The sequence below is a fragment of the Bacillus sp. FSL R9-9834 genome, from assembly GCF_038006905.1.
GTDB lineage: Bacteria > Bacillota > Bacilli > Bacillales > Bacillaceae_G > Bacillus_A > Bacillus_A pacificus.
Map to the genome: position 1 here is coordinate 4,350,286 of NZ_JBBOWD010000001.1, position 12,930 is coordinate 4,363,215.

15 protein-coding genes are annotated in these 12,930 nt (G+C 36.5%); 3 read left to right on the top strand and 12 right to left on the bottom strand.

Going from position 1 to position 12,930, the window contains the following annotated elements; all coding sequences use genetic code 11:
* Positions 1 to 78: 78 nt before the first annotated feature.
* The 5 genes from MKY00_RS22770 to MKY00_RS22790 all read right to left on the bottom strand — a co-directional run bounded on the left by MKY00_RS22770 (position 79) and on the right by MKY00_RS22790 (position 6,398).
* Entirely contained in the window at positions 79 to 855 is a 777-nt protein-coding gene (locus MKY00_RS22770; protein WP_000911295.1) for an enoyl-CoA hydratase, read from the bottom strand.
* A gap of 11 nt (positions 856 to 866) precedes the next feature.
* Positions 867 to 1,454, bottom strand: a complete 588-nt coding sequence (locus MKY00_RS22775; protein ID WP_000742224.1) for a TetR/AcrR family transcriptional regulator — start codon at positions 1,452 to 1,454, stop codon at positions 867 to 869.
* 106 nt (positions 1,455 to 1,560) lie between these two features.
* Positions 1,561 to 3,246 carry a long-chain-fatty-acid--CoA ligase gene (locus MKY00_RS22780; RefSeq protein ID WP_062822087.1) on the bottom strand — a complete coding sequence of 562 codons (1,686 nt, stop codon included), beginning with the start codon at positions 3,244 to 3,246 and terminating at the stop codon, positions 1,561 to 1,563.
* 186 nt (positions 3,247 to 3,432) lie between these two features.
* On the bottom strand, positions 3,433 to 4,758 hold the full coding sequence (locus MKY00_RS22785; RefSeq protein WP_229147265.1) for a BclA C-terminal domain-containing protein: 1,326 nt from the start codon (positions 4,756 to 4,758) through the stop codon (positions 3,433 to 3,435).
* Positions 4,759 to 5,064: 306 nt separating this feature from the next.
* Positions 5,065 to 6,398, bottom strand: a protein-coding gene (locus MKY00_RS22790; protein WP_085966774.1) for an IS3 family transposase whose coding sequence is annotated in 2 segments (ribosomal slippage) — positions 5,065 to 6,011 and positions 6,011 to 6,398 — 1,335 coding nt in all. Because the reading frame shifts where the segments join, the coding sequence is not laid out codon by codon here.
* A gap of 193 nt (positions 6,399 to 6,591) precedes the next feature.
* Here MKY00_RS22790 and MKY00_RS22795 point away from each other — a divergent pair.
* Entirely contained in the window at positions 6,592 to 7,095 is a 504-nt protein-coding gene (locus MKY00_RS22795; RefSeq protein ID WP_014893493.1) for a DinB family protein, read from the top strand.
* Positions 7,096 to 7,175: 80 nt separating this feature from the next.
* On the opposite strand, the gene MKY00_RS22800 is transcribed toward MKY00_RS22795, so the two are convergent.
* The 7 genes from MKY00_RS22800 to MKY00_RS22830 all read right to left on the bottom strand — a co-directional run bounded on the left by MKY00_RS22800 (position 7,176) and on the right by MKY00_RS22830 (position 12,363).
* Complete coding sequence (locus MKY00_RS22800) at positions 7,176 to 7,871, bottom strand: ABC transporter permease (protein ID WP_016718625.1); 696 nt, start codon at positions 7,869 to 7,871, stop codon at positions 7,176 to 7,178.
* Positions 7,872 to 7,895: 24 nt separating this feature from the next.
* Positions 7,896 to 8,765, bottom strand: a complete 870-nt coding sequence (locus MKY00_RS22805) for a DUF4097 family beta strand repeat-containing protein (protein WP_000720985.1) — start codon at positions 8,763 to 8,765, stop codon at positions 7,896 to 7,898.
* Positions 8,766 to 8,791: 26 nt separating this feature from the next.
* Positions 8,792 to 9,496 (bottom strand): ABC transporter permease, encoded by a 705-nt coding sequence (locus MKY00_RS22810; protein ID WP_000475537.1) that lies wholly within the window; start codon positions 9,494 to 9,496, stop codon positions 8,792 to 8,794.
* Between the two features lie 34 nt (positions 9,497 to 9,530).
* The gene (locus MKY00_RS22815; RefSeq protein ID WP_000931764.1) at positions 9,531 to 9,692 is read right to left on the bottom strand and encodes a hypothetical protein; all 162 of its coding nucleotides are present in this window, start codon (positions 9,690 to 9,692) and stop codon (positions 9,531 to 9,533) included.
* Positions 9,685 to 10,608 carry an ABC transporter ATP-binding protein gene (locus MKY00_RS22820; RefSeq protein ID WP_016718626.1) on the bottom strand — a complete coding sequence of 308 codons (924 nt, stop codon included), beginning with the start codon at positions 10,606 to 10,608 and terminating at the stop codon, positions 9,685 to 9,687. Before MKY00_RS22820 ends, MKY00_RS22815 begins: the two co-directional genes overlap by 8 nt.
* Before the next feature lie 125 nt (positions 10,609 to 10,733).
* On the bottom strand, positions 10,734 to 11,669 hold the full coding sequence (locus MKY00_RS22825) for a HAMP domain-containing histidine kinase (RefSeq protein WP_014893492.1): 936 nt from the start codon (positions 11,667 to 11,669) through the stop codon (positions 10,734 to 10,736).
* A gap of 1 nt (position 11,670) precedes the next feature.
* A complete protein-coding gene (locus MKY00_RS22830) occupies positions 11,671 to 12,363 on the bottom strand; it encodes a response regulator transcription factor (protein WP_000018053.1) in 693 nt (230 codons plus the stop codon).
* Between the two features lie 169 nt (positions 12,364 to 12,532).
* Between MKY00_RS22830 and MKY00_RS22835 the strand changes: the two genes are divergently transcribed.
* Positions 12,533 to 12,706 (top strand): hypothetical protein, encoded by a 174-nt coding sequence (locus MKY00_RS22835; RefSeq protein ID WP_001293581.1) that lies wholly within the window; start codon positions 12,533 to 12,535, stop codon positions 12,704 to 12,706.
* Complete coding sequence (locus MKY00_RS22840) at positions 12,707 to 12,901, top strand: YwbE family protein (protein WP_001014318.1); 195 nt, start codon at positions 12,707 to 12,709, stop codon at positions 12,899 to 12,901.
* Positions 12,902 to 12,930: the final 29 nt, after the last annotated feature.

Consider the following 12,930-nt stretch of genomic DNA (forward strand, 5'->3'; position numbering starts at 1 on the left):
TCCATTTACCCCCTTGTTTTTCAGAAAGATTCTATCAATTCTAATTTTCTGTTAATTTATATTAAAAAAATAATTAAACTACCTGCCGCTAAATGAAGGCTTACGTTTTTCTAAAAACGCTGCTACACCTTCTCTTCCATCTTCACTCGTAAATACTTCACCAAAGATTTGAGCTTCGCGTTGTACACCTTCATAATAATGAGACGATTTCGTCGTTTGCAATAACTCTAGTACAGCACGAGTCGTCGCTGGGCTTTTTCCAGCAATCTGTTTTGCAACTTTAAGCGTATCATCTAAAAATGTTTCTTCAGCAAAAACTCCGTTAACTAGTCCCCATTTTAATGCTTCTGCACCAGTAATCGGTGTACTTGTTAACATCATTTCACAAGCTTTCGCTTTCCCAACATAACGTGGTAATCGCTGTGTACCTGCAAATCCAGGAATTAATCCAAGTGTTAATTCAGGTAAACCAAGTTTTGCACTTTCAGTTGCAAAGCGCATGTGGCAAGACATAGCAAACTCAAGGCCGCCGCCAAGTGCCGCTCCATGAATTGCCGCGATAACTGGTTTTGAACATTTTTCAACGCGCTCAAACGTAACTTGTCCAAGCTGCGCTAATTCAGTCGCTTGCTTCGCTTCAGTAACAGATGTAAATTCTTTAATATCTGCTCCCGCCGAGAAGAAACGCCCTTCACCGTGAATAACAACAACACGAATGTTATCATCCTTCTCCACTTGATCAATTAATTCAGTAACGTCATGCATAACTTGTGAAGACATCGCGTTAGCTGGCGCATGATTTAACGTAGCCACCGCGATATGATCTTCAACTCTTACAGATAGGAATTTCAACATGATCCCTCCCATTATTGACGATAACCACAAGCTGCAATAAGTAGCCCATGTACCGTTTTTGAAAGTGCGACCAGATCATACTTATGATCGCTCATTACCCAATTGGTCACAACTTCATCTACTGTTCCAAAGATCATTTGTCTTGCCACGCGAACATTTAAATCCGCTCGAAATTCACCTTGCTTTATACCTGTCTCTAAAATCTCATCCATAACTTGTAAGTAGCCTTTTAATACTTCATTTATTTTTAGGCGTAATTCTTGATTGGACTGTCTTAGCTCTAATTGCGTAACGATAGCAAGAGGATCATTTTGTGACAACAGCAAGAAGTGCGTTTCTACCAACATGAATAACTTCGATACAGCGCTTTCAATTCCTGCTGTTTTTTGGCGAATTGTTTCGACAAATTCTCCCATCTTCTCTTGGAATAAGGATATTAATATATCTTCTTTATTTTTAAAATATAAATAAATCGTGCCATCCGCTACCCCAGCTTGCTTTGCTATTTTAGAAACTTGCGCTTGATGGTACCCATTCTCCGCAATCACAATGACTGCCGCATCAATAATTTGATTGTATTTCGGTCTATTTTTCTTCACTTTACTGTCCCCTTCAAGAAGATGACTGAATGAATAGTCATTCATATTCTTATAATACTGACTATTTAGAAAAGTGTCAATCCTATTTTTTCAAAAAGAAAGGGCCTTAGCCCGTTTGCTCATCCTCATTCTTTCTTTTCTCTTCATCAATTAGGACACGGCGTAAAATTTTTCCGACTGTCGTTTTCGGCAGTTCACCTCTAAACTCATATACTTTCGGCACTTTATAGGCCGCTAAATATTTACGAGCAAACTGATTTAATTCTTCCTCAGAACACTCTGTACCTTCTTTTAACACAACAAACGCTTTAACTGTCTCTCCTCGGTATGGATCGGGAACTCCAATCGTCACTACTTCTTGCACTTTTTCATGCTCATATAATACTTCTTCTACTTCACGAGGATACACATTAAATCCACTCGCAACAATCATATCTTTCTTACGATCTTTCACATAGAAAAAGCCATCTTCATCCATATAGCCAACATCGCCTGTATGGAGCCATCCATCTTGCAGTACAGCTGCTGTTTCTTCTGGCTTATTCCAATATCCTTTCATAATTTGAGGACCTTTTACTACAATTTCACCGATTTCTCCCGGTGGTAATGCCTCACCAGTTTCAAGCGACATAATCATTGCTTCTGTATCTGGCCACGGAACTCCAATGCTACCTGGCACTCGCTTTTCCCATAAAAAATTACTATGTGTAACTGGAGATGATTCTGTTAAACCATATCCCTCTACTAGTTTGCCCCCTGTAACTGTTTCGAACTTTTCCTGTACTTCTACTGGCAGTGGTGCTGATCCACTAATACAAGCACGAATAGAAGATATATCGTATTCTTTTAAAAGCGGGCTATTTAAAAGAGCGATATAAATAGTTGGTGCCCCTGGAAATAATGTCACTTTATGCTTCTTAATCGCTTCAAAAACCATTTTCATATCAAATTTTGGAATAAGAACCATTTTGTATCCTTGCATAATACTTAAATTCATGACAGCCGTCATGCCGTATACGTGGAAAAATGGAAGAACCCCAAGAACGACTTCTTCTCCTTCTTTGCAATTATATAACCATTGAACTCCCATCAAAGTGTTAGAAACGAGGTTTTTATGCGTTAACATAACACCCTTCGGAAATCCAGTTGTTCCTCCTGTGTACTGTAAAAGAGCTAAATCATTTTCAGGATCACAAGGCACTTCAACATCCGTATTCACTTCTTTTTCTACTGAGTTCCAAAGATGAATCGTTTCACTCTCTGATACTTTCACAACTAAATTCGACTGTTTTTTCTGCACAAATGGATACAATAGATTTTTAGGGAAGGGTAAAAAGTCCGCAATACGCGTTACGATAATATGCTCAAATTTTGTAGCAGATTGAACATTCGTCACTCTTGGAAATACTAAATCGAGGCAAAGAATGACTTTTGCTCCCGAGTCATGAAGCTGATATTCTAATTCTCTTTCTGTATATAGTGGATTTGTTTGTACTACGATACCTCCTGCAAGTAATGTACCGTAATAACCAATTACAGCTTGCGGACAGTTCGGCAACATAATAGCAACTCGATCACCCTTTTCCACACCGAGCTTTTGAAGATAATTTGCAAATCTCTTCACCTTATCATGAAAGTCTGAAAATGTAATATCCTTCCCCAAAAAGTGAAGCGCTTTCTTTTCTGGGTAGCGAGAAGCCATCTGTTCTACATATTTATGAAGCGGCTGAATATCATAAGAAATTGTACTTGGAATTTCCTCTGGATAATTTTTCAACCATGGTTTTTCCATCTTCATTCCCCCTTCAAATACATAAAAATAAATGAATGTTCATTCATGAGGTTGTTTTCATTATATTATAGTCACCATAACGTTACAATCATAATATTCTGACTTTTGTATAACTATGCTTTACTTCATTAACTTCTTATTATATGTATAAACTCTCCTAATCTAAAAAAGTAAGAGAGTTATTATTTAGCTTAATCTTATTATCGTTAACACAGCTCCTGGTGTAGTTGTTGATAATGTTGCAACAGCTAACAAACCAAATAGTTGCAAACTAATAGCATCTCCTGCTGCAAGAGTTGTAATAATTGTTGCGCTAAATGATGTAGTTGCTAACGCAGGAGAATTGATCGTTCCAGCAAGTGGTGCTCCATTAATTGTAATACGAGAACTGACTAATAATGAAGCCGTTATATTAATCGTATATGAAATATAATAATTCCCAGCATTTGCAACCGTAAATACTGTATTTCCACCAGAAACAGTAATTCCTGGACCGATGTTTTGATTATTTGGAAGCGGGACATTCGTTCCACCAAGAAGTACCGATATCGCTGAACCCGACGTATTATTTGCAAATGCATACGTCGCCGTGATACTTGTACCTGTTATTCCCGTTGGGCCGGTTGAACCTGTTGAACCCGTCGCTCCGGTTGGACCTGTTGCTCCCGTTGGACCCGTTGCTCCCGTTATTCCTGTTGCTCCGGTTACTCCCGTCGCTCCGGTTGGACCCGTTGAACCTGTTGCTCCCGTTATTCCTGTTGCTCCGGTTACTCCCGTCGCTCCGGTTGGACCTGTTGCTCCCGTTGGACCCGTTGCTCCTGTTATTCCTGTCGCTCCGGTCGGACCTGTTGCTCCCGTTATTCCTGTTGCTCCCGTTACTCCCGTTGAACCTGTCACTCCGGTTGGACCTGTTACTCCGATTGGACCTGTTGCTCCCGTTACTCCCGTTGAACCTGTCGCTCCCGTTGAACCTGTCACTCCGGTTGGACCTGTCACTCCGGTTGGACCTGTTGCTCCCGTTATTCCTGTCACTCCCGTTGGACCTGTTGCTCCCGTTGGACCTGTTGCTCCCGTTACTCCCGTCACTCCGGTTGGACCTGTTGCTCCCGTTATTCCTGTCGCTCCCGTTGCTCCCGTTGCTCCCGTTATTCCTGTCGCTCCCGTTGCTCCCGTTGCTCCCGTTGCTCCCGTTATTCCTGTCACTCCGGTTGGACCTGTTGCTCCCGTTATTCCTGTCACTCCGGTTGGACCTGTTGCTCCCGTTGGACCTGTTGCTCCCGTTATTCCTGTCACTCCGGTTGGACCCGTCGCCCCAGTTGGACCTGTCGCTCCCGTTGGACCCGTTGCTCCCGTTGGACCTGTCGCTCCCGTTGGACCCGTTGCTCCCGTCGGACCAGTTGGACCTAGCTTAGGCACTGTCCCATCGCAACTAAAACAACACGAATCAACATGTACACCATTTTGATTATTACACTCACAATACCCATTTATATTATTGCGCCATGAAGACATGTTGATCCCCTCCTTCAAATTCAATCTTTTAAGTATAAGCAACAAATAAAAAAACACCTATCAAATACCCCAGAATAACTTTACTCCGTACATTCTAATAATTATTACATGCGATTTTTACCCCTTTTGCTTGTACTTTTGCCTTCTTACTCAAACGAAATTCTTTTTCTTAATAAAACCACTTGATGTTCTCGTACTTGGAGCACCTTATTTCTTATAGTTGATGAGGGAGAGTGGGAAGAAAGTTAATAAAAAAGAGGCTTCTTGTTTAATCTGTACCCTTTGTAAAGGACATTTTAAAAAAAGTTAGGCGGCATCAAGAAGATGGTTTCTGTATTCGACAGGAGTCATCTTCTTTAAATTCCACTGATATCTGTGCTGATTATAGTATTTCATATAGTCTTTAATTTCTTGTTTTAACTGTGTGAAAGATGTACAAGTTTTGATGTGTGCTTCATCTTTAAAGTGCCCGAAAAAAGATTCTTGTGGGGCATTATCCCAACAGTTTCCTCGCCTTGACATAGATTGTCCCAGCTTTAATTTTTTGACTAATTTTTGATAGGTAGGACTTGTGTAATGAGCACCTTGATCAGAATGAATATAGGCATCTTGCGTTAATCGTACCTTCTTATTCTTCTTTAGTTTGTGCAGCGTCGTCGTTGCGATATCTAAGGTAAGTCGTTCTGAAACATGATACGCCAAAACTTCATTCGTAGACCCGTCTAGAATAGTAGATAAATATCCTTTTTGATTCTTACCATAAAACAGGTATGTGATATCTGTAAGAAGTACCTTTCCCGGTACACCTTGCCTAAATTCGCGTTTTAATCGATTGGGTACCACGAAGTGTTCTTTCGTCGCTTTCAACATTTTTTTATAGGGATTTTCTCTACGAATAGGACAGATTATCCCATATTTTTTCATGATTCTACGGATGCGTTTCAAATTGTAGACAACTTGAAATTGACCCGCCAATGTCATTTTGATCTGACGAGCCCCCTTTTTTCGGTTTTTAAATCGAAATGCCTTTAATATAATCTCTTTCACTATTTCATCTTGATGTATTCTTTTCTCTCGCCGACTTTGAGAAATGGCTAAAAAATAATTATAGTATCCAGAACGTGAAACGCCTGCGACCTGACACAAATATCTCACCATATTTTTCAGGCGGTATTTTTCAATGATAGAACGAATTAATAGGTACTTTTGACTAGCGTGTAACGTTATTTCTTTCCCATCCTCCCTTCCATAAATTTGATCTTTTTTAACAGTTCATTTTCAGCTTTTAATAAGTTTCGTTCCGCTTCCAAACGTGCATATTTCTCCTCTAATGTAAGTTCTCTTTCTGACTTTCTTCCTGAGTTTTCCTTACGTGTGTCTCTTAAGCCCCATACACCGTTTTGCTTATAGGACGTACGCCATCTATTTCCTGATGACACAATACGTTGTAGACCGATGATATCTATATCAAAACCACATTCTTCAAAAATAATACGAGGTGGTTTACCCTGTTCATTTTCCTTAATAAAAATACGCTTGAATTCATCGGTATAGGTAATTCCTTTTTGGCTTACCGATTTTACGTATCGATTTTTTGATAATATTTGAATTTCCTTTTCTGTAAGCAATTTTTTCGTCATTTTGAAATTTCTCCGATTCTCATTTTTCTCTCATTATACAAGAAATACCCTATAGAATAGACTTTTTTTAAGTGTCTATTCTATAGGGTACAGTTTAGTTAGGAGTCTTCTTTTTTATTTGTTCTTATAGGCCAAAAGGAAACTATCTTTTTTTCACGAATGTAACCTATGAACATAACTAGGAGGGATAACTATGTACCAAACAATTGAAGGCTTCTTGCAATCATGGACATACGAGACTGAGTCTACTCAAAAAATGCTCGATGTACTAACAGATGAATCTTTGTCACAAGAAATCGCTCCTGGGCACTGGACGTTAGGAAGAGTCGCTTGGCATATCGTGACGGCAATTCCTGTTATACTATCTGGCACAGGGCTAAAGTTTGAAGGAGAAACGAAAGATTATCCCGTACCAACTTCAGCAAAAACAATTGCAGGTGGATATCGTAAAGTGAATACAGCTTTTGTTGAAGCACTTCAAAGCGAATGGACGGATAAAGACTTAACTACTATTAATGACTTCTTTGGCCGCCCTATGCCAAATTCTATATTTTTAATGACACTCATTAATCATCAAAATCACCACCGCGGACAAATGACAGTTTTAATGCGCCAGGCTGGCTTAACAGTTCCTGGCGTATATGGTCCTGCAAAAGAAGAATGGGCTACAGCTGGAATGGAAGCTCCTAAAATGTAACTACAGAAAAAGACAAGGTGTTTACACATCTTGTCTTTTTCTGTAACTTGTTTCATGTGAAACTATTTTACGTATTCTTATCATACAGTTATATCTTCCTTCTCTATATTTTTAATTCCGTAATATGCAATGGCAACTCCAATTGCTGCCAATGCTAGTTGAAGGGGAAGAAAAGTTGCCGTTGAAAACATTGGGGTGTTATTAATTGCAATTGATACAACGATAATTGATGAAACAATTGTAGTTGGCACTGAACGTTTACGCATTCCGAAATATAGTGGGATTAAACTTATTCCCGCAGTTGCAACGGCTAAAGGAACAAGGTTTATCCCTTCTTGCATCAATTGATCTACTGTGAATGAATGAGGAAGAATTGAAAAATAGCTATCTATCCAAAAGAAAACTCCTACTACTAAAATATTAGATAAAATAACTGTTATAAATGTTAATGTTGCTGTAATAATCAACTTACTAACCATCATTTTCTTTCGGTTAATTGGATAAGAAAACATAAGTAGTATTGTTTTGTTTTTATATTCACCAATTATTAACCTTGCGATTAACACACTACCAAAAATAATAAACGTTGCTCTTACTAATGTACTAGCCATTAACAAAACCATCTGTGGATCTCTTATTTCTGGATCGCCTTCTATTTGAGAAACGATGCTCGTAAAGATCAGTAATGTCAGTATAGCGATATTTGCAATAATCGCTCCCCTTACATACCATCCAAGCTTAAACTTCTTCATTTCTAGCTTCATAAGACGTAGCATAATAGTCCTCCTTTCATTTGAAATTTAATCGATATAAATCGCTCCTGTTTTACTTAAAATCTTCATTTCGTTTTTCGCATCACCAATGGTTCCTGCTTTTACATGTTCTGTATTTTTATCTTTCTTAAGTCCTTTTACATTCACCATTACGTCAGACGAATTACTTTTAGCCGTAAGTTTTAAAGAAGTCGGAACACCTTTATACCGTACGCCAATATCTCCTGATTTTGTTTCTACAAATAACGATTTTCCTTCTTTCATATCCTTCAGTAATACTTCTCCCGATGTTGAAGTGATGTTCATATTTGAGTTACTTACATTTGTTATATAGTTATCACCAGTCGTAGACTTTATATTTAATTCTTGTACTGAACTATCTTTTACAGCTAACTCTCCACTTTGCGATATGAATTCACCTTTCTCAGCTGATAGTCCTACAACCATTTCATCTCCAGACTTGCTTTTTGTCACGATACTTTTTACTACTATATCGCTTATTTTCACATCACCCGATTTATTATTTAATACAATTTTATCTATTTCTTTCTTCGGAATAGCTATACATATACTATTTTTCTTCCTAAACGTGAAACCATTAAAAAATCTGGTCGCCTTTTGTTTTTGCTTAACTATAACTTTATTCCCTGCCTGTTCTATTTCGACAGGATCTACCTCTTTATCTAAACGTTTACCTTGAGCCGAAATGACTATTTTGTTAGCTTCTGTACTTTTAAATTCAATATCCCAGTTTTCATTGTCCACTTCTATTTCTTTTATATTATTTATCTCAAAAGACTTTTCTTTCTTAAAATCTTTCCCCTGAAATACTTTAAAACAAAAAAACGCACTAGCAATTGTAATGAATAATATTGCAATTACTATTATTTTTTTCACTATTCATACCCCAGTTCGTTATTGTTTTATGCTACATCGATCTTGTCGATTTTACGATACGATAAATAACTAATAAAAATTCCTAATAAACAGAGTACAATTGGGATAAATATAAAATCATACATACTTACTTGACCGCTTCCAGGACCTACGTTACTGTTCATTAGCATCCCAATTATTACTGCAGAAGTAATTGTTGTCGGTGTAGATTTCTTTCTCATCCCAAAAAATAAAGGAATTAAGCTTATACCAGATATCATAAATGCACTTATAAAGGTAGCTGGAACAGTAGCTATTATTTCACCCATCGTAATAGGTGTTTCAATTAACCCCATCATTGGGTTCATAAAAAATATGAGCAAACTAATAGTGAACGTAGCAATAATCATGCTAATAAAACAAAAACTAAAAACAATTGTTAATTTCGCCCTCATTAGCAATTTCCTTTGTAATGGGTACATAAACAATAGTTGCATTGTTTTGTTCTTATATTCATCAATTACTAAACGCGATAAAATGACTGCACTAAAAATAAGAAATGTCATTCTTATAAAAATGTTTGCTAAAGTCATATATTTTGTGAAATCAGTGAGGGCTGCGTCTACTTCACCTTTCACTCCCATCCCCATAAGACTTACCGCAGCAAAAATTGCTATAATACAAATTGCTACCCCTTTAAAATAACTAGATAATTTATGTTTCTTCCATTCAAGTTTCATCAATTTAAACATATAAACCAAGCCTCCATTACTGACATAACTATCTCTATGCTACTAACATTCTAATTCCAGCAGTAACTACGCTCATCATTCCTATCACTATTATAATTAACAACCATTTCCGCTCAGGTTTTCTATAATATAAAATTGCACTTATAAACATTACGATTAATCCACTCACTAGATTCACTAACAATCCATTAAGCATGAATGCCCTCTCCATCCATTACATTTAAGAAATACTCTTCTAAGGAACTATGTTTCTTATTCATACTTTCTATTTCCACATCGTTCATAATAAGTGCTTTTGAAATAGCCTGCTGCGTCGCCTTCAATTCATACACGCGAATCATATTTCCACTCATTATTTTGTAATTTTTTATACCGAGTTTATCTTCTAAAATATAAGCTGCACGCTTCACATCAGGAACAGTAATTTCAATGTACTCTGTTTGTTTTCCGTTAATACTCTGCATTGAAACTTCTTTTATTAGTTTTCCATTTTGAATTACACCAATTGTATCCGCCATTAGTTCCATCTCACCTAAAATATGACTAGAAACTAATAACGTAATGCCATATTCTTTGCAGAGCATTTTAAATAAGTCTCGTAACTCTTTAATACCAATTGGATCTAAACCGTTAATTGGCTCATCTAAAATGAGTAATTCTGGCTTTGTCATGATCGCCCTTGCAATACCAAGTCGTTGCTTCATCCCTAATGAAAAATCTTTTACTTTTTTATTATCGATCCCTTGCAATTTTACTAAATGTAAAGCATGGTCAATTGCGTTTTTATCGTAATAGCCCATATATTCACAATGTAATTCTAAGTTTTCTTTCGCCGTTAATTTATCATAAAAGATTGGATATTCGATAATTGTCCCCATGCGCTTTAATACTTCATAAGATGTATCCGTTAACTTCTCACCGAAAATTTCAATATCACCGCTCGTCGGTTTTATTAAATTTGTGATCATTTTCATAATCGTTGTTTTACCAGCACCATTCGGTCCTAAGAAACCGTATATCTCTCCTTTTTTCACATGCATGTTAACGCTAGAAATAACTTCTTTCCCCTTAAACACTTTCGTTAACTGATTCGTTTTTAATATATATGTCATGTCGTTTTCTCCTTTCGCACTACTTTATACTTCTATAATAGACAACGGAAATCTCTTTTTTCTTACCCGTTCCTTACAAATTCCTTACGCTGAAAAAAAGCTTGTAGAATCTACTTCTCTACAAGCTAAAACTGCATCTTTGTTAATACAATTGTAAAAATTGTTTTTTCATACGGCTTACTAAAAAGATGTATTTCTCCGTCCATCGCTTCTACAAGCCTTTTCGTAATCGTTAAACCTAGACCGCTTCCTTGGTACAATCTATTTCTGGAATCTTCAAGTGTGTACATACGCTCAAACACTTTATCAATATGAGATTCATCAATTCCTTTTCCTGTATCCCATACATCTATATACACATTCGTTTCATCATCTCTTAACGTCATACCGAGCGTCTTTCCATCATCTCCATATGTAATTGCATTTGATATTAAATTATTCAATACTCTACCTAATACTTCTACATTTCCAAGTGCATATATATTTTTTTCTGGTATATTAATATGAACATGAAAACCTTTCGTCGTCACTAAATCATAAAAAGATAAAATTTTCTCACGGCAAACTTCATTCATATTTACTTTTGTCATCTCGATTGCCTTGTCACCAGATTCTAGTTTTGCTAAATCAAAAAACTTATGAATCAGTTCCATTACTTCTAATGTTTTCACATGCACCTTTTCAAGTAATATTTGTTGTTCTTCTTCATTTATCGTTTTATCCTTATTTAACATTTCTGTATATCCAAGAATAACTGTTAGTGGTGTTTTCAAGTCATGTGAAATATTTGAAAGCATTTTTCTCATCGAAATTTCTACTTTCGCATGATCTGCATTCGTTTTCTGTTTCGCATCTAACAATTGATTAATTGCCACTAACAACTTTTGCAATTCTAGATCATCTGTCATAACGAGTAACTTCTCGCCTGTTTTTTCATTAACAATACTTTCTAATTTTTCATATGTGTATCGCAAATTTTTGCTATTATTTTTCCTCATTTTATATTGTAGATAAATGACACATAACAATATAAAAATAATACCTATTAACAAATTGACCATATTACATCACGTCCAGCTTATAACCGATACCCCATAACGTTTTAATGTATTCTGGATTAGATGGATCACTTTCGATTTTCTCACGCAATCTTCTCATATGAACATTAATAACGTTATCGTCACCGTAATACTCTTCGTTCCAAATTAGCGTATATATTTGCGCTTTCGTAAATACACGATTTTGATTCTTTACAAACAGTTTTAAAATCTCAAATTCTTTTAAAGTAAGTTTGAGAGGCTTCCCGTTTTTTTCCACAGTAAAATTAATTGGATCGATTGTTAAATCGCCAATTTGAATCATCTTTTCTGTTGTTTCTGTAGCTGAATATTTCGTAGACCTCCGAATACCCGCTTTTACACGCGCCGCCAATTCAATCATAGAAAACGGCTTACAAATGTAATCATCTGCTCCTAGTCCTAATCCAACAGCTTTATCAACATCTGTATCTTTTGCCGACATCATTAAAATCGGTACTGCACTTTTTTCTCGAATAATTCGTACAACCTCTAAGCCATCTAACTTTGGCATCATAATGTCGAGGATAATCAAATCAAATGAACCTTGTAAATATGTGTTCACGCCTTCCTCTCCATCAGACGCGATTGTAACTTGAAAGCCCTCTTTTATTAAATACTTCTGCACCATCTCTTGAATTGAAATATCATCTTCCACTAATAAAATATGATGTGACATATATCTATCCCCTTTTTTACAAACATTAACATTTTAATTGTATCGTAACTACTACAGACTGGAAACAATTATATGAATTTTCAAACCAACTTCCCTTCCTTCCATAACAATGATATGATGAAATTTACTACGATAGTTCATAATTAACTTTATATAAAGGAGACTTATCATGTCAGAAAACAAAAAAGTAAGCTTAGCTGATTTAATGCGTGAACAACTTGCAAAGAAAAAGCAAGGTAACGGTAATGGTCAAAATACAAAAAACCAAAGCCAAGAAACAAAAAAACTACAAAACCAACAAACAAAGAAAACAAACAACCAACGTAGACGTACAGGTGTATAAATGAACGGACAAAAACGTTCTAATATCGTACCCGGCCTTGAAGTTGATATTGTATTAAAACAAAATCAACGAACTGGCAAATTAACACGTGGCATTGTAAAAGATATTTTAACGAACTCCCCTTCTCATCCGCATGGCATTAAAGTGCGCTTGCAGGACGGGCAAGTCGGCAGAGTACAAAATATCGTTCAATAAGAAAAGGAGCTCAACTAAACTCGAGCTCC